General features: G+C 63.9%; 22 protein-coding genes. 14 read left to right on the top strand and 8 right to left on the bottom strand.

Annotation, left to right across the window (positions count from 1 at the left end; translation table 11 throughout):
* Positions 1 to 200: 200 nt before the first annotated feature.
* From EDE08_RS25955 to EDE08_RS25930, 6 genes are all read left to right on the top strand, one after another.
* Positions 201 to 440: a hypothetical protein gene (locus EDE08_RS25955; RefSeq protein WP_131871412.1), complete on the top strand. Its 240-nt coding sequence runs from the start codon at positions 201 to 203 to the stop codon at positions 438 to 440.
* Between the two features lie 205 nt (positions 441 to 645).
* Positions 646 to 3,045 carry a TonB-dependent receptor gene (locus EDE08_RS25950; protein ID WP_131871413.1) on the top strand — a complete coding sequence of 800 codons (2,400 nt, stop codon included), beginning with the start codon at positions 646 to 648 and terminating at the stop codon, positions 3,043 to 3,045.
* A 2-nt stretch (positions 3,046 to 3,047) separates the two neighbouring features.
* On the top strand, positions 3,048 to 3,737 hold the full coding sequence (locus EDE08_RS25945) for a Fe2+-dependent dioxygenase (protein ID WP_131871414.1): 690 nt from the start codon (positions 3,048 to 3,050) through the stop codon (positions 3,735 to 3,737).
* Positions 3,734 to 4,699 (top strand): tonB-system energizer ExbB, encoded by a 966-nt coding sequence (gene exbB / locus EDE08_RS25940; RefSeq protein WP_131871415.1) that lies wholly within the window; start codon positions 3,734 to 3,736, stop codon positions 4,697 to 4,699. Before EDE08_RS25945 ends, exbB begins: the two co-directional genes overlap by 4 nt.
* 3 nt (positions 4,700 to 4,702) lie before the next feature.
* Positions 4,703 to 5,161, top strand: a complete 459-nt coding sequence (exbD, locus tag EDE08_RS25935; protein WP_061876817.1) for a TonB system transport protein ExbD — start codon at positions 4,703 to 4,705, stop codon at positions 5,159 to 5,161.
* A gap of 9 nt (positions 5,162 to 5,170) precedes the next feature.
* Positions 5,171 to 5,983: an energy transducer TonB gene (locus EDE08_RS25930; protein ID WP_131871416.1), complete on the top strand. Its 813-nt coding sequence runs from the start codon at positions 5,171 to 5,173 to the stop codon at positions 5,981 to 5,983.
* Here EDE08_RS25930 and EDE08_RS25925 read toward each other — a convergent pair.
* From EDE08_RS25925 to EDE08_RS25915, 3 genes are all read right to left on the bottom strand, one after another.
* Positions 5,971 to 6,393, bottom strand: a complete 423-nt coding sequence (locus EDE08_RS25925) for a hypothetical protein (RefSeq protein ID WP_035674567.1) — start codon at positions 6,391 to 6,393, stop codon at positions 5,971 to 5,973. The genes EDE08_RS25930 and EDE08_RS25925 overlap by 13 nt on opposite strands.
* Before the next feature lie 58 nt (positions 6,394 to 6,451).
* Positions 6,452 to 7,132 carry a site-2 protease family protein gene (locus EDE08_RS25920; RefSeq protein ID WP_061876814.1) on the bottom strand — a complete coding sequence of 227 codons (681 nt, stop codon included), beginning with the start codon at positions 7,130 to 7,132 and terminating at the stop codon, positions 6,452 to 6,454.
* A gap of 75 nt (positions 7,133 to 7,207) precedes the next feature.
* The gene (locus tag EDE08_RS25915) at positions 7,208 to 8,074 is read right to left on the bottom strand and encodes a LysR family transcriptional regulator (protein WP_131871417.1); all 867 of its coding nucleotides are present in this window, start codon (positions 8,072 to 8,074) and stop codon (positions 7,208 to 7,210) included.
* 86 nt (positions 8,075 to 8,160) lie between these two features.
* Here EDE08_RS25915 and EDE08_RS25910 point away from each other — a divergent pair, with 86 nt between their 5' ends.
* On the top strand, positions 8,161 to 9,042 hold the full coding sequence (locus EDE08_RS25910) for a DMT family transporter (RefSeq protein ID WP_131871418.1): 882 nt from the start codon (positions 8,161 to 8,163) through the stop codon (positions 9,040 to 9,042).
* Between the two features lie 16 nt (positions 9,043 to 9,058).
* Here the strand turns inward: EDE08_RS25910 and EDE08_RS38615 are convergent, their stop codons facing one another.
* The 5 genes from EDE08_RS38615 to gntR form a co-directional block, all read right to left on the bottom strand.
* Positions 9,059 to 9,325 (bottom strand): hypothetical protein, encoded by a 267-nt coding sequence (locus EDE08_RS38615; RefSeq protein WP_165936155.1) that lies wholly within the window; start codon positions 9,323 to 9,325, stop codon positions 9,059 to 9,061.
* 106 nt (positions 9,326 to 9,431) lie between these two features.
* The gene (locus tag EDE08_RS25900; protein WP_131871419.1) at positions 9,432 to 10,178 is read right to left on the bottom strand and encodes an SDR family NAD(P)-dependent oxidoreductase; all 747 of its coding nucleotides are present in this window, start codon (positions 10,176 to 10,178) and stop codon (positions 9,432 to 9,434) included.
* Between the two features lie 18 nt (positions 10,179 to 10,196).
* Positions 10,197 to 10,928: an SDR family oxidoreductase gene (locus tag EDE08_RS25895; protein WP_131871420.1), complete on the bottom strand. Its 732-nt coding sequence runs from the start codon at positions 10,926 to 10,928 to the stop codon at positions 10,197 to 10,199.
* A gap of 131 nt (positions 10,929 to 11,059) precedes the next feature.
* Entirely contained in the window at positions 11,060 to 12,892 is a 1,833-nt protein-coding gene (locus EDE08_RS25890; protein ID WP_131871421.1) for an IlvD/Edd family dehydratase, read from the bottom strand.
* A gap of 124 nt (positions 12,893 to 13,016) precedes the next feature.
* Entirely contained in the window at positions 13,017 to 14,117 is a 1,101-nt protein-coding gene (gntR, locus tag EDE08_RS25885; protein WP_131871422.1) for an HTH-type transcriptional regulator GntR, read from the bottom strand.
* Positions 14,118 to 14,319: 202 nt separating this feature from the next.
* Between gntR and EDE08_RS25880 the strand changes: the two genes are divergently transcribed.
* The 7 genes from EDE08_RS25880 to eda all read left to right on the top strand — a co-directional run bounded on the left by EDE08_RS25880 (position 14,320) and on the right by eda (position 21,415).
* On the top strand, positions 14,320 to 15,387 hold the full coding sequence (locus tag EDE08_RS25880; RefSeq protein WP_061876807.1) for an ABC transporter ATP-binding protein: 1,068 nt from the start codon (positions 14,320 to 14,322) through the stop codon (positions 15,385 to 15,387).
* Positions 15,388 to 15,439: 52 nt separating this feature from the next.
* Positions 15,440 to 16,759: an ABC transporter substrate-binding protein gene (locus EDE08_RS25875; RefSeq protein ID WP_131871423.1), complete on the top strand. Its 1,320-nt coding sequence runs from the start codon at positions 15,440 to 15,442 to the stop codon at positions 16,757 to 16,759.
* A gap of 100 nt (positions 16,760 to 16,859) precedes the next feature.
* Positions 16,860 to 17,777 carry a carbohydrate ABC transporter permease gene (locus EDE08_RS25870; RefSeq protein ID WP_207913090.1) on the top strand — a complete coding sequence of 306 codons (918 nt, stop codon included), beginning with the start codon at positions 16,860 to 16,862 and terminating at the stop codon, positions 17,775 to 17,777.
* Positions 17,770 to 18,693 carry a carbohydrate ABC transporter permease gene (locus EDE08_RS25865; RefSeq protein ID WP_028179112.1) on the top strand — a complete coding sequence of 308 codons (924 nt, stop codon included), beginning with the start codon at positions 17,770 to 17,772 and terminating at the stop codon, positions 18,691 to 18,693. Before EDE08_RS25870 ends, EDE08_RS25865 begins: the two co-directional genes overlap by 8 nt.
* A 64-nt stretch (positions 18,694 to 18,757) precedes the next feature.
* Positions 18,758 to 19,744 carry a D-erythronate dehydrogenase gene (denD, locus tag EDE08_RS25860; protein ID WP_131871425.1) on the top strand — a complete coding sequence of 329 codons (987 nt, stop codon included), beginning with the start codon at positions 18,758 to 18,760 and terminating at the stop codon, positions 19,742 to 19,744.
* 26 nt (positions 19,745 to 19,770) lie between these two features.
* Positions 19,771 to 20,739: a sugar kinase gene (locus EDE08_RS25855; protein WP_131871426.1), complete on the top strand. Its 969-nt coding sequence runs from the start codon at positions 19,771 to 19,773 to the stop codon at positions 20,737 to 20,739.
* Between the two features lie 25 nt (positions 20,740 to 20,764).
* Positions 20,765 to 21,415, top strand: a complete 651-nt coding sequence (eda, locus tag EDE08_RS25850) for a bifunctional 4-hydroxy-2-oxoglutarate aldolase/2-dehydro-3-deoxy-phosphogluconate aldolase (protein ID WP_165936156.1) — start codon at positions 20,765 to 20,767, stop codon at positions 21,413 to 21,415.
* Positions 21,416 to 21,430 lie beyond the last annotated feature (15 nt).

The raw sequence follows: 21,430 nt of genomic DNA, 5'->3' as shown, positions 1-21,430 counted from the left end.
GCTGCATTTTTGCCGGCCGCGACCGATCGGCGTGTCACCTCTTGCGCCGCTCCGATGGCGGTGTGCTCAGGCCTGATGGCGCCGCGCTGAGTCCTGGTTCGGATCAATCGCGAGAACGGTTCTAAATCGCGCGGAGGCCGTTTCGGTTGTCAGGGATTTCGGCATCGTTCATATCGGCGCCGCCATGAATGGAGCGCAGGATGGACGAGCTGAACGGCAAGCTGATCGCGTGTCAGATTCTGATCACGGGATTGATCGCGCGTGTCGCCAACGAGCAGCGCCATCCCTTGCGCTTCCTCACCGACTTTCGCGACGAGATCAAAGCCGTCGTGAACGGCGTCAACATCGCCGGCATGGACAGCACTGATCGCGTGCGCGCCGTCGCGCAGAAGACCGTCGACGAATTGTTTTCGCTGATGAAGCCGCCGAGCAGCGACTGAGAGCGAACGTCTTTCTGCGTTGTCCTTAGAACAAGTCCAATCTCGATCTTAGAACGATTTCAAACTGCAGTTTAGAATCGCTTTGATCTGGATTGATTCAAGGGTTCTCGCGAGCGGCTCGCATTGACCCGCTATTTTGTGGCCGATACCAACAGCCATCGTTCGTCGAAGTGAATGAGCGAACAGGAATGTGGGGCGTTTGGTAATGGGGCAGGTGGTCGCACCGAAGTCGTTGCGTTCGGTCGCAGCATTCGATTTGATGGACGAGAGGTTCGCGGGCGTTTCCGGCAAAAAAGCTTCGGCGGTCGCGAGCTTGATCGCGGTGGCGTCGGTGTCGGGCGGCGCGCAGGCGCAGCAGTCGAACCTGCCGCCGGTGACGGTCGATGCGCCGGTCGAGCGGCCGCGTCCGGCGGCCTCGAAGCCTTCGCCCGAGCAGGTCCGTGCCCGCAACGCGCTTCGCCGCGCCGCGCAGCGGCAGCAGGCGCAGCAGGCGGCTCCCGTCACGCCGTCAGGCCCCGCCGACGCCAATCCCTATGCCGATCCGGCGGCGCCCTACAAGGTCGATCACGTGCAGGCCTCGGGCAAGTTTCCCGAGAAGATGCTGAACACGCCGAAGAGCATTACGGTGCTCAGCAAGGAAGTGCTCGAGGACAAGAACGCCACGACGCTGAAGGAGATCGGACGCTCGACGGCGGGCGTGACGCTCGGCTCGGGCGAGGGCGGCAACGCGTTCGGCGACCGCTTCTTCATCCGCGGCTTCGACGCGCGCAACGACGTCTTCATCGACGGCATCCGCGATCCCGCGGTCTCGATCCGCGAGAACTTCTTCACCGAGCAGATCGAGATTCTGCGCGGCCCGGCATCCTCCTATGCCGGCCGGGGCACCGCCGGCGGCGCCATCAACATCGTCACCAAGCAGGCCGGCGACGTCAACTTCAAGCGGATAGATAGCGAGTTCGGAACCGACATGACCAAGCGCGTCACGCTCGACGTGAACCAGGTCATCGATCCGACCTTCTCGGTGCGCACGGGCGGCCTGTTCCAGGACGCCAATGTCGCCGGACGCAACTACGTCACCGACAATCGCTGGGGCAGCTTCATTTCGACCAAGTACACCCCGACCAACGACATCAAGATCACGACGAACTACGTCCATACCGATCTCAGCGGCTATCCCGATTTCGGCGTGCCCTATTACAAGCAGGGCAACGTGCCGGTGACCTCGGCGGGCATTCCGCGCGAGAACTGGTACGGCTTCCTCAACCGCGACTTCCAGACCGCGCGGCAGGATTTCGGCACCGGTACGATCGAGTACAAGGTCAACGAGGCCATCACACTGACCAGCAAGGTGCGCGGCGAGCACTCGCTGCTCAACTACATCGGCACGCTGCCGCAGAATCCGAACACGACCAGCCCCAATCCGCTGCTCTGGACCACGACGGCGAGCGCGCAGAGCCGCTACCAAAACGTCGACGTATGGGCCAACCAGAACGAGGCCACGTTCAAGCTCGATACCGGCGGGGTCAAGCACACGGCGGTGTTCGGCGTCGAATATTCGAACGAGAACATCTCGATCGACCGCTATGCCGGTCTCGCGTCAGAACTGTCCGGCTCCGCTTTCACGAGCAACGGTGCCGTCCAGAACGTCAATCTCTACTCCCCGCAATACACCAATATTCCCTTCGGTACGCCGTCCCTGCTTGGAAATCCGACCCGCTATGGCGTCAACACCAGCAGCGTGTACGTCATGGACACCGCGAACTGGCAGGACACGATCATCGTCAATGGCGGTGTCCGCTATGACGGCTACAGCCAAAGCGCGTCGAATAACAGTCCGAACTATGTGAAGCAGAACTCCGATCTGGTGAACTACAACGTCGGTGTGGTCTACAAGCCGATGTCGATCGGCAGCGTCTATGCCGCCTACGCAACTTCGGCCAATCCGTTCGGGTCGGAGCTGGATGCGACCGGCACCGAATACGGCGGCGTTCCCCCCAACTCGACCATCCTGCTCGGGCCCGAGCGCAACAAGGCGATCGAACTCGGCACCAAATGGGAGCTTGCGGATCGCCACTTGCTGGTGACCGGTGCGCTGTTCCAGACCACCAAGGACAACTCGCGCGAGACCGTCAACAACCTGCTTACATCGGGTGCTGCCTACAGGATCCAGGGCATCGACATCGAAGCGGAAGGCAAGATCACCGACCGCTGGAGCATCTTCGGCGGCCTGGTGCTGATGCAGTCGAAGGTCACGCAGAGCGGCGTTGCTTCGAATATCGGGCTGCAACTCGCCAACATCGCCCACCAGTCCTTCAGCATGCTCACCAAGTACAAGTTCGATGGCGGTTGGGAGCTTGGCGGCCAGGCGGTGTACCGTTCGAAGGTCTATGGCGGCACGTTCGCCGCCAACACCAACGAGCTGCCGAGCTATTGGCGTTTCGATGCGTTCGTCGAGAAGAAGATCGACCAGAACTGGACCATGAAGCTCTACGCGCAGAACCTGACCAACAAGCTCTATTACGACTCGTTCTATCGCAGCAACGTTCCGTTCGTGGCGGTCGCGCCGGGGCGGGCATTCTACGTCGTGACGACAGCGAAGTTCTGATCATGTTGACCTGCCTGCCTGGCGTTCTCAGCAAGGATGATGTGGCGGATTTCCGCCGCATCATGGACGCCAGCGACTGGGAGGACGGTCGCTCCACCGCCGGAGCGCAGTCGGCGATGGTCAAGCGCAACGAGCAGTTGCCTGCGGATAGCGAGGTCGCGCGCAAGCTCGGCAACCGCATCATCTCGGCGCTGACCTCGAACCCGCGCTTTATTGCGGCGGCGATCCCGCTGCAGATCTTCCCGCCGCTGTTCAACCGCTATGCGGCGAGCAGCGGCCATCATTTCGGCCTGCACGTCGACAATGCGATCCGCGGCGACCGCCTGACCGGCCTTCGCATCCGCACCGACCTGTCGGTCACGCTGTTCCTCGCCGAGCCGGAAGATTATGACGGTGGCGAACTTGTGATCGAGGACGCCTATGGTTCGCACGAGGTCAAGTTGCCAGCCGGGGACTGCGTGCTCTATCCCTCGACCAGCCTCCATCTGGTCACCCCAGTGACCAGGGGAACGCGTGTTGCATCTTTCTTCTGGCTTCAGAGCATGATACGGGACGATCAAGCTCGGAGCATGATCTTTGACCTCGACACCGCGATACAGGCGCTGGTGGAACGGCTCGGGCGTGACGATCCCGAAACGGTCAAATTGACGGGTATCTATCACAACCTCATTCGCTACTGGGCCGAAGTATGAAGACCATGTCCTTCCGAGCAAGTCTTGTCGCAGCTTTGATGCTGGCGGCCACCTGGCTCGCATCCCCCGTTTCTGCCCAGACACAAAGCCCCCCGGCACCGGCGCAATCGGTGGCTCAGCCGGCCCCGGCCGGCCCGACCCCGATGGCGCCAGGAGCCTCCGCGCCTGCAACCCAGGAGCCTTCGGCGTCGACGCCAGCCGCTCCCACGGCGCCTTCCGCAGCCACCGTTTCGACGACCGCAAAGCCCGATGAGGCCGCCGTCGCGCCGGCCATGAAGGAATTGTCGCCCTGGGTGATGTTCATGTCGGCGGACGTCATCGTGAAGGCGGTGATGATCGGGCTCGCCTTCGCCTCGCTGATGACCTGGACCGTCTTCATTGCCAAGTCGATCGAGCTGTCGGTCGCATCTACCAGGCTCCGGTCGGCGCTGAAGAAGATTGCGGAGGCGCGCTCGCTCGCCGAAGCGCAGATAGCCCTCGGCACCAAGCAGGGCATCCTGCCGTCCTTCCTGGCGGCAGCGCTGCGTGAGGCGCGGATGTCGGCCGGCTTGTCCAGCGATGCCGGCATCAAGGAGCGCGCGGCCTCCAGCTTTTCCGAGATCGTGCGCGCGGAACAGCGGCGCATCCGGATCGGCATGGGCGTGCTTGCGACCATCGGCTCGACCTCGCCCTTCGTGGGCCTGTTCGGCACGGTCTGGGGCATCATGAACAGCTTCATCGGAATCTCGAAGTCGCAGACCACGAACCTCGCCGTGGTCGCGCCCGGCATTGCCGAAGCGCTGCTCGCCACCGCGATCGGCCTCGTCGCCGCCATTCCCGCCGTCATCATCTACAATCATTTCTCACGCGTGACGAAGGGCTATCTCGAGCTCGTCAGCCGCGCCTCGGGCGCGGCGGGACGGCTGCTCTCGCGCGATCTCGACCGCAGCCACGGCAGCGTGCATTCGCGCGCAGCGGAGTGAACCATGGGTGTTTCGCTCGCAGACAACGACGGCGAAGACGACGATTTCTCGGAGACGCATGACATCAACGTCACGCCGTTCATCGACGTCATCCTGGTGCTGCTGATCATCTTCATGGTCGCAGCGCCGCTCTCCACGGTCGACCTGCCGATCGATCTGCCGACGTCGAGCGCGACGCCGCAGAAGAAGCCGGACAAGCCGACCTATCTGAGCATCAAGCCCGATCTGACGCTCGCGATCGGAGAGAACCCGGTTCACCGGGCAGAGTTGATCGGGACCCTCGACGGCCTGTCCGACATGAGCAAGGATAAGTATGTGTTCCTGCGCGCCGATCGTTCGGTGCCGTATGGCGAATTGATGGGAGTTATGGAGCTCTTGCGCTCAGGCGGCTATACACGGGTGAAACTGGTCGCTCTGGAAGGCGCGCCGGGGGCGCCTGCGCCAGGCGCCGCTCAGCCTTAGAGGCCCGCCATGTCGGACGAAGTCAGGCCATCCCGGAAGCTCTGGATCCTCGCGGCGGTCGCGGCGCTCGCGCTGCATCTGGGTGGTGCTGCGCTCGCGCTGGCGCATCTGCGGGCTGATGACGACGGCGACGGCCTTGGTGCCAACGGTGCAGAGTTCGCCGTCGAGATGGCATCGCCCAAGGCGCCCGAGACCGATCTGCCGCCCGGACCCGACAGCGAAGCGATGCAGGAACAGCAGGCGCTCCCCGAGCAGAAGGCTGAGACCAAGGAGACGGAGCTTCCAAAGGATCAGTCTCAGGAGGTCGAGGATCCCGACCGCGTCGTGACCGAGAACAACGCGAAGAAACCGACGGAGGACGATCCGAAGATTCAGGCGGTCGAGACTCCGGCTGCCGAAGCCTCGCCGAAATCGGTTGCCACCGCGCGGCAGACGCTCGAGGAGGATGCGCGCGAGGCCGAGAAGGCACTGGCGCCCGTCATCGGTATCGGCAAGGACATCCTGAAGCTGACGGCCGATTGGAACCGCAAGATCAGCGCGCATCTGGCGCTGCACAAGGTCAATCCGGACGGCAAAGTGCCCAATAACCAGAAGGTCAAGGTGAGCTTCGCCATTAACCGGAAGGGCAACGTGCTGTCGGTGGATGTCGTGGAGTCGTCGGGGGACGCAGCCTACGATGCGGCGGCGGTGTCGATCATCCGCAAGTCCGATCCCATCCCGCAGCCGCCCGCCGGACTGACCGATGACCGGTTCGAACGTACGGTCGACATCATCTTCACTCCGCCAGACGCGAAGAAGAAAAAGACGGCTCAGCGCCAGTAGAGCCTGATCCCGACATAGACCACGACCAGGCACGCAAAGATCAGCGCTACCGGGAGCGGCCGTTTCTGGCTTCCGGCGAACGCCGCCGCTCCGAAGGAGGCGGCCTTCTTCGGTTTCGGCGCCGGCCGGCGGAAGGCGGTAACATTGTCCGCCGCTGGTTCAGGCGGACGGGTGCGGACGTCGGGTGGCGATCCGGCGCCGCCCATCTCGACATAATAGGCCCTGTAGATCGCGCCGATGGTGGCTTCGCTGGCCTCGTTTTCGCTCATCTGCGTCAGCAGGTTCCTGTAGCTGGCGAGGAACTCTTGGGCCTCCGGTGGCAGTGCGGACGCCCCGTTGAGCTTGGCCATCATGTTCCAGGTGGCAAAATCGGCGCGGGCGCGGGTGTCGGCGCGTCGCGCGATCAGCATATCGGCAGCTTTGACCAAGTCGGCCTCTGGCCCTTCGGCGTAGGAGTGTTCTGTTCAACTAAACGTTGCCGGTCAGGAACAGAACAGCCTGAATCACATAACCGGTCAACGTTCGCAGTATTGCTGAAATAACATCAAGATTTAGACCGAACTGCGAACCCGCAAGCGGCAGCAGGATCAACAGGCCGATCAGGATCAGCATACCGAACGGCTCGAGCCGGGACAGCGGCGCGGCGAGGGGGCGCGGCAGCAGCCCGACCGCAACGCGTCCGCCATCGAGCGGCGGAATCGGCATCATGTTGAACACGGCCAGGATCGCGTTGATCACGAGGGCATTCTTGAGGTTGTCCGCAACCCATTTCGCCGAGCTCGCGGGCACCAGGGGCAGGGCATGGAAGGCGAGGGCCGCGGCCAGCGCCAGCAGGATGTTGGTGACGGGCCCAGCCAGCGCCACCCAGACCATGTCGAGCCTGGGGTTGTTCAGCTTGCGGAAGTTCACCGGCACCGGCTTGGCATAGCCGAATAGGAATGGCGAATGCGCGAATAGCAACATCGCGGGCAGGATCAGGGTGCCAAACGGATCGATATGCCGAAGCGGATTGAAGCTGACGCGGCCGAGCTGCGAGGCCGTGTTGTCCCCAAGCCGGTCCGCGACGAAGGCGTGCGCGGCCTCATGAAAGGTAATCGCGAGCACCAGCGGCAGCACCCAGACGGAAAGATCATAGAAGGAGATGTTCACGGCTCGTCCGTTCCGGTTCGCACGCGCGCTTTGCAAAGCAGGCCGTATAGGGCCACAACCCTTTACGATCTACTGTTATATGGCGCCCAATTGCGAAATTGCCCGCTGCAGATGATCCGCCAGCAGTGCCGCCGGACGCGACAGGTTGCGCGCGCGGTGGAGGCGGATGTCCGCCGCCGGCAGCGGCGGCAGGCCGTCGCGCTCGGACAGAACGCGCAGGCGAGGGGGCAGGGTGCCAGCCTTCACGACCGTGATCGCGAGGCCCTCTGCCGCGATCGCTTCCGCCGCTGCAAGTGTCCGGCTGACGAAGGCGAGCCGCCACGGGCGGCCGGCGGCATCGAGGGCCTCTGTGGCCCACCGCCGGAACAGGCAGCCCGGCGGGTAGAGTGCAACGGGCAGCGTGGGGCGCTGTGGCCCGGCTGAGTAGGACGCGGCTGCGGCCCAGACGGCCTGCTCGCGTCTCAGCAGTTCGCCATTGCCGCTTCCTTCCGGATGCATGGCGATGACGAGGTCATAGTCTTCGCCGAGCCGGGCCGGCATCGTCGCCGTCAGCCCCGTCTCGATCTCGACCCGGATCTCCGGACGACCTCTGGCAAAATGCGCCAGCAATGGCGGAATGACGATCGTGCCGTAATCGTCCATCACGCCGAGGCGGACCACGGCATCGGGTTTGCGCGGGCGGAGCGCGTCGACCGCTTCTGCATTGAGGTCGAGAAGCCGCCTTGCATAGACGAGCAGCTCGTGACCGGCCGCGCTCAGCGCCACGCCCGACCTCGTACGGTGAAACAGCCTGACGTTCAGCCGCTCTTCGAGGCGCCTGATCTGGACGCTCACCGCCGATTGGGTGCGGTTGAGGATCGCGGCCGCGCGCGTGAACGACCGATGATCGGCAACGGCGAGGAAGGCCCTCAGAAGGTCGGAGTCGAGATCGGACGCGGTCATGACGAAAACTTATCCTGGCATGACGGAAATTCCATTCCCCGTTTCAGCGCGTCTCCTATGCTGCCCGAAAGCCATCGGGAGGGATCGTGGGCGAGGTTCTCGGCGTTCTTGCCGCCGTGTTGTCGAGCGCGCTGGGCGGGACGTCCATTGGTGCCACGCGCTATCTCGTGGGGAGCGTCGATCCGCTCGCGATCGGCTCGTTCCGGTTCGGCATCGGCTTTCTCCTGTTGCTGCCGCTGGCGCTGCTGCGCGGCGATCGCTGGCCGAAGCGAGGGGACTGGGGTGCCGCCGTCGCGCTCGGCATCCTGTTCTTCGCGCTGTTTCCGATCCTGTTCAACGCGTCGCTGATCTTCACGACCGCAGCGCGCGGCGCGCTGGCTCTGTCGACGCTTCCCTTGCTGTCGCTCGTGATCGGGGCTGCGCTCGGCGCCGAAGCCCTGACCTGGCGCAAATCGGTCGGTGTCGTGATCGCGACGCTTGGCGTTGCTGTGGCGCTTCTGTCCGACCTGACATCAGCCCCGTCGGGCGCCTGGCTCGGCGATCTCCTGATGATGGCGGCTGCACTGTGCATGGCGCTGTACGGCATCTGGTCGAAGCCGCTGATCCGGCGCTCCAGTCCGATCGCCTTTACGACCATGAGCATGGCGGCCGGCGCGGCCTGCCTCATCCTGCTCTCGTCCATCCGCGGCAGTTTTGCGCCCGTCGCGGGCTTCGGGATGCCGCAGTGGCTGGGAGCCCTCTATCTGGGTGCCTTCGGCGCAGCGCTGACCTTCTATCTCTGGGCCTTCGCGCTGGAGCGGACGACGCCGACGCGCGTCGCGATCTCGCTGACGGTCAATCCGATCACGGCATCGCTGGTCGGGGCCTGGCTGCTGAACGAGCCGCTGCGCTGGAATCTGGCGGCCGGCATCGTCGCGGTGTTTGCCGGGATCTGGATCGCGACGACCGCGGGCAAAGGCAGGCGATGAACAAGCTCGATGGTTATCATGAAACGGATCGCGCAGGCTCCTCGATCGACCGCAGCGTGACCGACTTGATGCCATAGCGCATGTGACTGTAGCGCTTGACGTACTCCCAAGCGCTTTGCCTCGCTCCTATCAGACCGGTGAAGCGGAAATTGAGAGGACGACCGCCGATCTTCACGAGCCAATACCAGTCCTCCTGCTCGACGGTGATGGGAGCCTGCTCTGGCGCCTCGACGGCGGGACGCAGGAACCACTTGTCGTCCTTGGCTTCCCAATAAAACTCCATCAAGCTCTCCTCATTGCAATGGCAGATGCGGACGTTGAGCGGCTCGTCCTCCGCCTTGAACCGCACGCGCCGCACCGGCAGCCACCTTCCCGGATCATGGCGCTCCTCAATAGGTCGCGCGTCCACCGGAGATGTCGAACACCGCGCCGGTCGAGAACGCGCAATCCTCGGATGCGAGCCAGGCCACCATCGCGGCGAGCTCTTCCACCAGCACGAACCGCGCTTTCGGGATTTTCGACAGCATGAAGTCGATGTGCTGCTGCGTCATCTGGTCGAAGATCGCGGTCTTCGCCGCTGCCGGCGTCACCGCGTTGACGAGAATGTCGTGCGCGGCGAGCTCCTTGCCGAGCGATTTCGTCAGCGCGATCAGTCCGGCCTTGGACGCCGAATAGTGCGAGGCGTTGGGATTGCCTTCCTTGCCGGCGATCGAGGCGATGTTCACGATGCGCCCGTATTTCTGCTTGAGCATAATGGGCACGATGGCCTTGCAGCAGATGAAGGGACCGTCGAGGTTGATGCGCAGTACCTTGCGCCATTCCTCGAGATCAGTCTCCCAGACCGGCTTGTTGACGCCAGCGATGCCGGCATTGTTGACGAGGATGTCGACCTTGCCGAAGGCGGCGAGCGTGGCGTCGCGCGCCTGCTCGACGGCTGCGGTGTCGGTGACGTCGACCTTGAAGACCTTGGTCTCGCCGCCGATCTCCTTCGCCGTCTTCTCGGCGAGTGCCGCGTCGAAATCCCAGATCGCGACCTTGGCGCCGGAGGCGACGAAGCGCTCGGTGATGGCGCGGCCAAAGCCCTGCGCGCCGCCCGTGACGATGGCGATACGGCCGTTGAGATCGATCTTGTTCATAAGATCTGCTCCCGAGCGTCAGAGCATGTAGCCGCCGTCGACGACCAGATCGACGCCGGTGGTGAAGGCGCTCTCGTCGCTGCCGAGATAGACCGCCATGGATGCGATCTCCTCGGCGGTGCCGAGCCGGCCCATCTTCTGGCGAGAGATGAACATCTCCTTGCCCTGCGGTCCTTGCGCGGCGGCACGGTCGAGCATCGAAGGGGTCTCGACGGTACCGGGGCAGATCGAGTTGCAGCGGATGCCCTTGGTGATGAAGTCGAGCGCGACCGCGCGCGTCAGCAGCGATACCGCCGCTTTCGACGAGCTGTAGACGTAGCGATTGGCAGGCGGCCGCAGCGCCGCGCAGGAGGAGATGTTGACGATGCTGCCGCCGCCGCCCGCGAGCATGTCGGGCAGGAAGGCCTTGATGGTCCGGTGCATCGATTTGACGTTGAGGTCGAACGAAAAGTCGAAATCCTCTTCCGAGCATTCCAGGATGGTGCCGTGGTGCACGAAGCCCGCCGCGTTGAGCAGAATGTCGATCTTGCCGACGCGCTTGGCAAAGGCGTTGACGTCGGCGGTGTTACGGACGTCGAGCCTGGCGACCTCGGCGATGCCTTCCTTGGTCAGGCTCGCGATTCCGGCCTCGTTGATGTCGGTGGCGATCACGGTTGCGCCTTCGCGCGCGAATGCGATGGCGCATGCGCGCCCGATGCCTGCCGCAGCAGCCGTGACGACGGCGCGCTTGCCCTTGAGGCGGTCTGCCATGTTGTTCTCCTTTGAATTGTCGCTCGTCATTCCGGGGCGCGACGCAGTCGCGAGCCCGGAATCCATAACCACGATCGGGAATATGGATTCCGGGCCTGCGCCTTGCAGCGAATCCCGGAATGACAGTCTTCCTAGTGGTTGTCCCGCGCCACGCCAAACGTGCCGGCGACGTTCTGATAACGTATGGCAAGCTCCATGCAGGCACCGGTCGACTGCTGGCCGACGGTGTTGCGGTAGATCTCCTGCCACGGCGTCTGGTTCGGCGGATGCTTGAAACCGCCATTGGCCCTGAGCTCGGCATGGCGCTTCTTCAGCTCCTCGTCCGAGATCATGATGTTGGCGCTGCCCTTGTTGAGGTCGATACGCACCTTGTCTCCGGTCTTCAGGATCGCAAGACCGCCATTGGCGGCGGCTTCCGGCGAAGCATTGAGGATGGAGGGCGAGCCCGAGGTGCCGGACTGGCGGCCGTCGCCGATGCAGGGCAGGGACAGGATGCCGCGTTTGATCAGTGCTGCGGGCGGCTGCATGTTCACGACCTCGGCGCCACCGGGATAGCCGATCGGCCCGGTGCCACGGATGAACAGCACACAGCGCTCGTCGATGTCGAGTGAGGGATCATCGATCCGCTCGTGATAATCCTCCGGGCCCTCGAACACGACGGCGCGCCCCTCGAAGGCGTTGAGGTCCTTCGGGTTGCTGAGGTAGCGGTCGCGGAATTCCTTGGAGATCACGCTGGTCTTCATGATCGCGGAATCGAACAGGTTGCCCTTCAGCACCAGGAAGCCGGCATCCTTCACCAGCGGCTTGTCGTAAGCCCAGATCACGTCGTTGTCGGGCTCCGGCGCATTCTTGCAGTTCTCGCCGATGCCGCGGCCGTTGACCGTGACCGCATCCTCATGAATGCGCTTGTGCTTCATCAGCTCGCGCACCACCGCCGGCACGCCGCCGGCGCGGTGGAATTCCTCGCCGAGATAGAAGCCGGCCGGCTGCATGTTGACGAGCAGGGGAACGTCGTGGCCGACTTTCTGCCAGTCCTCGATCGAGAGCTCGACGCCGATGTGGCGGGCCAGGGCGTTGATATGGATCGGCGCGTTGGTCGAGCCGCCGATGGCCGAATTGATCACGATGCAGTTCTCGAACGCCTTGCGGGTCAGGATATCCGAGGGCTTGAGGTCCTCCCAGACCATCTCGACGATGCGTTTTCCGGTCTCGTAGGCGATCTGGCCGCGCTCGCGATAGGGGGCGGGGATCGCCGCGCAGCCCGGCAGCGAGAAGCCGAGCGCTTCGGCAAGCCCGTTCATGGTCGAGGCGGTGCCCATCGTGTTGCAATGGCCGACCGAGGGCGCCGAGGAGGCCACGATCTCCATGAACTCTTCATAGTCGATCTCGCCGGCCGCGAGCCGCTCGCGCGATTTCCATACGATGGTGCCGGAGCCGGTGCGCTCGCCATTGTGCCAGCCGTTCAGCATCGGGCCGCCCGACAGCACGATCGCGGGCAGGTTCACGGTGGCCGCCGCCATCATGCAGGCCGGCGTGGTCTTGTCGCAGCCGGTGGTGAGCACGACTCCGTCGAGCGGATAGCCGTAGAGGACCTCGACCAGGCCGAGATAGGCGAGGTTGCGGTCGAGCGCGGCGGTCGGGCGCTTGCCGGTCTCCTGGATCGGGTGGGTCGGGAATTCCATCGCGATGCCGCCGGCTTCGCGGATGCCCTCGCGGACGCGATGGGCGAGCTCGATGTGGTGGCGGTTGCAGGGGGAGAGATCGTTGCCGGTCTGGGCGATGCCGATGATCGGCTTGCCCGACTGCAACTCGGCACGGGTGAGGCCGTAGTTCAGGTACCGCTCCATGTAGAGCGCGGTCATGCCCGGATTGTGCGGGTTGTTGAACCATTCCTGCGAGCGAAGGTGGCGGCGAGAACCGTTGCTGCTGCCCGCGGCATGCCCATTGGTTGGTTTCTTTGTCATTGGTTTCTCCTGCAATGCAAACGCACTGGCGTCCGTCTCATGGTGTCGGCATGTGCGATGCCTAACGGCGCGAGCGATGATCTGCCTTCCCGGCTGGCGGGTCGTTTCCTCACGAGTCCGAATACTAGTCGTGGCTACTTGGTAACGCTATCATTTTGTTCACTGCACCCGCGCCGGAAACGGCTGACCTGCTGTCCGAACGTCGTGCCAACGAGCTTTGACGCTCGATCACCTTGAAGCCGAGATCGAGCACCGGCTGCTCAGGGCGTCGCCCTTCGATCGCGTTGATCAGCATGGTGGCAGCCGTCTTTCCCATCTCGTAGCGGTTGGTGCGGATGCTGGTGAGGGTAGGGACGGCGGAGGCCATGAATTCGAGGTCGTTGAAGCCGACGATCGCGATCTGCCCGGGGACTGCGATCTCCCGGCGCCGGCATTCGAACAGCACGCCGAGCGCGAGGTCGTCATTGGCGCAGAACACCGCATCGATGTCGGGCTCCCGCGCCAGGAGATCGGTGAACAGGGCTCCGCCGAGCGTCACCGAAGTCGGCGTGGCCGTCGTGACGACGAGGCGCTGCTCGAACAGTCCGGCGTCCGTCATGGCCGAGACATATCCGTCCAGCCGCCGCTGCACCCGCGGGTCCATGCGCGCACCGACGAAGCCGATCCTGCGGTGACCTTGCTCGAACAGGTGCGCAACCGCCGCGCGGGCTGCATCATAGTGCGAAAAGCCGATCATCATGTCGACCGGATCCGGCCCGATCTCCATGATCTGCACGATCGGGCAGTCCGCGGCCTCCAGCATCGCGCGGGACTCGGCGGTCTGGTCGATACCGGTGACGATCAGCCCGGCCGGCTTCTGCGCCAGAAACAGGCGCAGCAACTTCTCTTCCTGGAGAATGCTGTAGCGCGTGTTGGACAACTGGATCGAGTAACGGCTGCCCTCTGACGCGTCATAGATGCCGCGCAGCACGTCCGAGAACACGTTATTGGTGAGGGAGGGGATCAATACACCGATCACTTCGGTGCGTTGCGAGGCCAGCGCGCGTGCGGCAAGGTTGGGCACATAGCCGAGCTCCTTGGCGGCGCTCTCGACCCGCGTCCGCTTGGCGACCGACAGGGCCTCCGGATTGCGAAAGAAGCGGGACGCGGTAATCGGGCTGACGCCGGCGAGCTCGGCGACTTCGGCCAGCCGGATTTTGCCTGACTTGGTGCGTTTTCGACCCATTTGCTGCTCTTAACACAGTCAGTCCTGCAAACAAAGGAACGTTGACAGCGCTACCAGCAACGACTAACCAAAGACAAATTGCCAAAACCGCACAAACTACCGACAATGTCGCCCGCTAAGATCGGGCTTCGTTCGGTGAAGTCTGAAAAAACAAGACGGTCGCGGCGCGAGAGGCGTCGTGGACTTTCGAGGAGGGAGCTAGATGTCGTCTGTGCAAATCCGCGACGTGCGGAAATCGTTCGGCAATTTTGAAGTCCTGCACGGCGTGACGATTCCGATCGAGGATGGCCAGTTCGTCGTCCTGGTTGGCCCCTCCGGCTGTGGCAAGTCGACGCTTCTGCGCATGCTCGCCGGTCTCGAGAACATCACCTCCGGCACGATCTCGATCGGCGACCGCGTCGTCAACAATGTCCAGCCCAAGGAGCGGGACATTGCGATGGTGTTCCAGAACTACGCGCTCTATCCGCACATGACGGTGGCCGAGAACATGGGCTTCTCGCTGAAGCTGCGCAATGCCGGCTCGGACGAGATCAACAAGCGCGTCAAGCGCGCCGCCGAGATCCTCGCGCTGTCGCCGCTGCTCGACCGCTACCCGCGCCAGCTCTCCGGCGGCCAGCGCCAGCGCGTCGCCATGGGCCGCGCCATCGTGCGCGATCCGCAGGTCTTCCTGTTCGACGAGCCGCTGTCGAACCTCGATGCCAAGCTGCGCGTCGCGATGCGCACCGAGATCAAGGAGCTGCACCAGCGGTTGAAGACGACGACCGTCTACGTCACCCACGACCAGATCGAGGCCATGACCATGGCCGACAAGATCGTCGTCATGCATGACGGCATCGTCGAGCAGATGGGCACGCCGCTCGAGCTTTACGATAAGCCCGACAACCAGTTCGTCGCGGGCTTCATCGGCTCGCCCGCGATGAACTTCCTCAAGGGTCATGTTCGCGTCAACGGCGTTGCCACCTTCGAGGGGCCGAACGGCGTCAAGCTGCCGCTCAAGACCGCGCCGGCTGGCTCCGACGGCCGGCCCGCAGTCTACGGCGTGCGGCCGGAGCACTTCACCATCGCCGATGACGGCGCCGAGGCAGAGATCATCGTGGTCGAGCCGACCGGCTCGGAGACGCAGGTGTTCGCCAAGGTCGGCGGCGAACAGGTCGTCGCGGTCTTCCGCGAGCGTCACCAGTTCAACCCGGGCGACAAGGTGCGGCTGAAGCCCGACCCGTCGCTGGTTCATCTGTTCGACGATGCGACGGGCAAACGCATGAACGCCTAGCGCAACAGACCACGAAGCATAAGACGAAAAAAAGCATCACAGGGAGGACAACATGCAAGACTTTACCCGCCGGACTCTGCTTCAGGGCGGAACGGCATTGGCTGCGACCGGCATGCTGACCGGGCCGGCGCTATTCGACTTCGCCAAGGCCTGGGCGCAGAGCGCGCCCTGGAAGGCCGAGCCCGGCGCCAAGCTGACCGTGATGCGCTGGAAGCGCTTCGTGCCGGCCGAGGACGATGCATTCAACGCGATGGTGGCTGCGTTCAAGGCTGCCACCGGCACCGAGATGAACGTGTTCAGCGAATCCTTCGAGGACGTGCAGCCGAAGGCCTCGGTCGCGGCCAATACCGGCTCCGGGCTCGATCTCGCCTGGGGCCTGCACACGCTGCCGCAGCTCTTCCCCACCAAAGTGCTGAAGATGAACGACGTCGCCGATTATCTCGGCAAGAAATATGGCGGCTGGACCGATGCGGCCGCCAAGACCTGCAAGCTCGGCAACGACTGGCTCGGTATTCCCGTCGCGACCAACGGCGGCTACATGAACTATCGCAAGTCGGCGCTCGATAAGGCTGGCTTCAAGGAATTCCCGAAGGATTTCCCCGGCTTCCTCGAAGTGTGCAAGGCCCTGAAGGCCAACAATACGCCGGCCGGCTTCGCGCTCGGGCATGCATCGGGCGATGGCAATTCGTGGCTGCACTGGGTGCTGTGGGGGCACGGCGCCTACACGGTCGACCAGAACGACAAGATCATCATCAATTCGCCGGAGACGGCCAAGGCGCTGGAGTACTGCAAGGCGCTGTACGAGAACTTCATCCCGGGCACGGCGTCGTGGAACGACTCCTCCAACAACAAGGCATTCCTCGCCGGAGAGCTCTATTGCACGGCGAACGGCATCTCGATCTACGTGGCCGCCAAGACCGACGCGAGCAAGAAAGAGCTTGCCGCGGACACCTATCACGCGCTCTGGCCGGTCGGTCCGATCGGCAAGCCGACCGAACTGCAGCTGGCGCTTCCGATCCTCGCCTTCAACTTCACCAAGTATCCGAATGCGGCGAAGGCCTTCGTCGCCTTCATGCTGGAGAAGGAGAATTACGAGAAGTGGCTGGATGGCGCGCAGGGCTACCTGACCCAGACCTTGAACGCCTATGAGACGGCGCCGATCTGGACGGCGGATCCCAAGAACACCGTGTTCTCGCAGGCCTCCAAGCGCACGCTGCCGGCGTCCGGCATCGGCACGGTCGGCGAGAAGGCGGCGACCGCAATCGCCGATTTCATCGTCGTCGACATGTTCGCCAACTACTGCACCGGCGCCAAGGATACGAAGGGCGCGATGGCGGACGCCGAGCGCCAGCTGAAGCGCATCTATCGCTGACGGTCACGGAGCGGGCGGCCGTCCGGCCGCCCGCTCGTCAACATTTCGATCAGGGATATCGGGCATGGCTGATGTCGCAATTCCCCGGGCCAAGCCTCAGATGAGCGAGGCGAGCGCCTGGACCCAGCTTAAATACAATCGCAACTGGCTCGGCTTCTGGTTCATGGTGCCGGCCATGGCGTTCCTGATCTTCTTCCTGGCCTATCCGCTCGGGCTGGGCATCTGGCTGTCGTTCACGGACACGCGCATCGGCAGGGTCGGGCAGTTCATCGCCACCGAGAACTACGAGTGGCTCTGGGACGACTCCATCTTCTGGCTGTCCGTATTCAATACGCTGCTCTACACCTTCGTCGCCAGTGCCTTCAAATTCGCGATCGGACTCTATCTCGCGCTGCTGCTCAACGAGCACATGCCCTTCAAGGCGATGCTGCGCGCGATGGTGCTCATCCCCTTCATCGTTCCGACCGTGCTCTCGGCACTCGCCTTCTGGTGGATCTTCGACTCGCAATTCTCGATCATCTCCTGGTCGCTGAAACACCTCGGCCTGATCAGCCAGAACATCAATTTCCTCGGCGACACCACCTGGGCGCGGATCTGCGTGATCTTCGCCAATGTCTGGCGCGGCGTTCCGTTCGTGGCGATCACGCTGCTCGCGGGCCTGCAAACCGTCTCGCCCTCGCTCTATGAAGCGGCAACGCTCGACGGCGCCACGCGGTGGCAGAATTTCCGCTACATCACTTATCCGCTGCTGACTCCGATCATCGCCGTCGTGATGACCTTCTCCGTGCTCTTCACCTTCACCGACTTTCAGCTGATCTGGGCGATGACGCGTGGCGGCCCGGTCAATGCCACCCACCTGATGGCCACGCTGTCCTATCAGCGGGCGATCATCGCCGGGCAGCTCGGCGAGGGCGCGGCGATCTCCAGCGCCATGATCCCGTTCCTGCTCGCTGCGATCATGGTGTCCTGGTTCGGCCTGCAGCGCCGCAAGTGGCAGCAGGGAGAGAGCAATGACTGATCTTCCTGCCTCGAAAGTCGATCTCAAGGCCGTCATATCGGCGCCGTCGCGCGTCGACAACAGCGAGGGCATGAGCTACCTGCAGTCGGTGCCGCGCAGGCTCGTGACGCTCTATCTGCCGCTCACGATCATCGTCGTGGTCCTGCTGTTCCCGTTCTACTGGATGGCGCTGACCTCGGTGAAGCCGGACGAGCAGCTGCTCGATCTCGACAAGTACAATCCGTTCTGGACCTGGAATCCGACGTTCAAGCACTTCCACAAGCTGCTGTTCGAGAGCTACTATCCGCATTGGCTCTGGAACACGATGTACGTGGCGATCTGCGCCACGGTGCTCTCGATCGTCGCATCGGTGTTCGCGGCCTACGCCATCGTGCGGTTGCGCTACAAGGGCGCCAATCTCGTCGGTGGGCTGATCTTCCTCGCCTATCTCGTGCCGCCGTCGATCCTGTTCATCCCGCTCGCCACCGTCGTGTACCAGTACGGTCTGTTCGACTCGCCGCTGGCGCTGATCCTGACCTATCCGACGATCCTGATCCCGTTCTCGACCTGGCTGTTGATGGGCTATTTCAAGACCATCCCGTTCGAGCTCGAGGAGTGCGCGCTGATCGACGGGGCGAGCCGCTGGCAGATCCTGGTCAAGATCGTGGTGCCGCTCGCGATTCCCGGCCTGATCTCGGCCTTCATCTTCTGCTTCACGCTATGCTGGAACGAGTTCATCTATGCGTTGACCTTCCTGCAGTCGACCAGCAACAAGACGGTGCCGGTCGCGATCGTCAACGAGTTCGTGGACGGTGACATCTACCGCTGGGGGTCGCTGATGGCCGGAGCCCTGGCCGGCTCGCTGCCGCTCGTGATCCTTTACGCCTTCTTCGTGGAGCATTATGTGTCGGCGATGACCGGCGCCGTGAAGGAATGATCGCGGGGCTTGCCGAGGGCGCATCAGGAGCGGTGCGCTCCAGCCAATAAGAAGGAGTAGGCTCTTGCACATTCTGGTTCTGGGCGCCGCCGGCATGGTCGGCCGCAAACTCTGTGAACGGCTGTTGCGCGACGGCCGGCTCGGCAAGAGCGACATCACGAGATTGACCATGCACGACGTGGTCGAACCGAAGAAGCCGGAAAAGTCCGGTTTCCCGGTCGAGACCGTGTCGGGCGATTTCGCCGTGCCGGGCGCGGCCGAGAAGCTGATCGCCGGCCGCCCCGACGTGATCTTCCATCTTGCTGCGATCGTCTCGGGCGAGGCCGAGCTGGATTTCGACAAGGGCTATCGGATCAATCTCGACGGCACGCGGATGCTGCTCGACGCGATCAGGCTCGTCGGCGGCGGCTACAAGCCGCGCGTCGTCTTCACGTCCTCGATCGCGGTGTTCGGTGCCCCGTTTCCGGATGCGATCGGCGACGAGTTCTTCCACACCCCGCTGCTCAGCTACGGCACCCAGAAGGCGATCGGCGAACTCCTGCTCGCCGATTATTCGCGCCGCGGCTTCCTCGACGGCATCGGCATCCGCCTGCCGACCATCTGCATCCGGCCGGGCCTGCCCAACAAGGCGGCATCGGGCTTCTTCTCCAACATCCTGCGCGAGCCGCTCGCCGGCAAGGAAGCGATCCTGCCGGTGTCCGAGGACGTCCGCCACTGGCACGCCACGCCGCGCTCGGCCGTCGGCTTCCTGTTGCACGCCGGCACCATGGACCTCGCCACCGTCGGCCCGCGCCGCAATTTGACCATGCCGGGCCTGTCGGCGACGGTCGGCGAGCAGATCGCGGCCTTGAAACGCGTCGCCGGCGAGAAGGTTGCCGCCCGCATCAAGCGCGAGCCGGATCCCTTCATCGTCGGCATCGTCGGCGGCTGGCCGCGCAATTTCGATCCAAAGCGTGCGCGCGAGCTCGGCTTCACCACGGCCGAGAAGACTTTCGACGACATCATCCGCATCCACATCGAAGACGAGCTCGGCGGCAATTTCGTCGCCTGAGACCTCTGACTGAGCAGGCCCTAGTGATGGCGAGCGTTGCCTGCATTGGCGAATGCATGGTCGAGCTCAGGCAGGCGCAAGGAGGCGCGTCTGCCGGGCAGGGGGGCGGCCTGTATTCACGCGGCTTCGGCGGTGATACCCTCAATACCGCCGTCTATCTGGCGCGGCTCGACGTCAAGGTCGACTATCTCACCGCGCTGGGCGATGACGGTCTCAGCGATGAGATGATCGCGGCCTGGAATGCGGAAGGCGTCGGCACGCGGCGTGTCGTGCGGCTGGTGGGCAAGCTGCCCGGCCTCTACATGATCCAGCTGGATGCGAAGGGCGAGCGCCAGTTCTTCCACTGGCGTGACAGCGCGGCGGCGCGGCAGCTGATGAGCCTGCCGGAAACGGACGAGATCCTCAATTCGCTGATGAGCTACGACATCGTCTATCTCTCTGCCATCACGCTCTCGATCTACGATGCGTCCGGGCGCGAGCGCCTGTTCGCCGCGATCAAGCGCGCGCGCCTGCTCGGCACCCGCTTCGTGTTCGACACCAACTTTCGCGCACGCGGCTGGCCGGATCGCGATGTCGCCCGCGAGGTCTTTGCCGCAGCCTTCGCGATCGCCGACATCGTGCTGACCTCGACCGAGGACCTGCTCGCGCTCTATCCCGGCGAGCGCCACGACCAGCTGATGGCGCGCATCCTGAGCCCGGAGCTGGTGTTCCGGCTTACCGAGCCCGTCAGCCTGCTGCGCTTTCCCGGCGGGACCAGCGAGGTTCGCGCCGAACCCATGACGAAACCGGTCGTCGACACCACCGCCGCCGGCGACAGCTTCGCCGCGGCCTATATCGCGGCGCGCCTCGCCGGTTCCGATCCGGTCGAGGCGGCCCAGGCCGGACATCGCCTCGCCAGCCTCGTGATCTGCTATCCCGGCGCCATCATTCCGGGCTATGCCATGCCCCCGAAGAAGCGGCACCGGCCGGCGGCCTCTCGCCAGGCCACCAAGTAAACCGGGACCAAATGAATCGAGACCTATGACCACGACTGCCCAACAAAATCACCTCGTCTCGCTGTTCAAGACGGCGACCGTCATTCCCGTCCTCACCATCGAGCGCATCCAGGATGCGGTGCCGCTGGCCCGTGCGCTGGTTGCCGGCGGCGTCCGCACGCTGGAGGTGACCCTGCGCACCCCCGTCGCGATCGAAGCCGCGAGGGCGATGATGGCCGAGGTACCCGAGGCGGTCGTCGGCATCGGCACGATTCTCAATCCGGCCGACTTCACCCGTGTCGAGAAGCTCGGCGTCGCGTTCGGGATCAGCCCGGGCCTGACACCCGATCTGCTCAAGGCCGCAACCCACAGCTCCTTGCCGTTCGCGCCGGGCATTGCCACGGCCTCCGAGCTGATGATGGCGCTGTCCTACGGCTTCGACGTCGCAAAATTCTTCCCGGCCGAGCAGGCCGGGGGCATCAAGGGCCTGCGCGCCCTCGGCGGGCCGTTCCCGAACGTGCGGTTCTGCCCCACCGGTGGCGTCGGCGAGACCAATGCGGCGAGCTGGCTGGCGGAGCCCAACGTGGTTGCGGTCGGCGGCTCCTGGCTGTGCCCGACGGCGGAGATCCGAGCCGGGAACTGGGCCGGCATAACTGCCATCTGCCAGCGCACCGTCCAGGCCCTGAAAGCCGCGTGAAGTCTTGCCATCTCT

It is taken from the genome of Bradyrhizobium sp. R2.2-H, assembly GCF_004346455.1.
Taxonomy (GTDB): domain Bacteria; phylum Pseudomonadota; class Alphaproteobacteria; order Rhizobiales; family Xanthobacteraceae; genus Bradyrhizobium; species Bradyrhizobium diversitatis.
The sequence above is the reverse complement of the archived record's forward strand: the minus strand, read 5'-3'. Positions and strand labels throughout refer to the sequence as shown.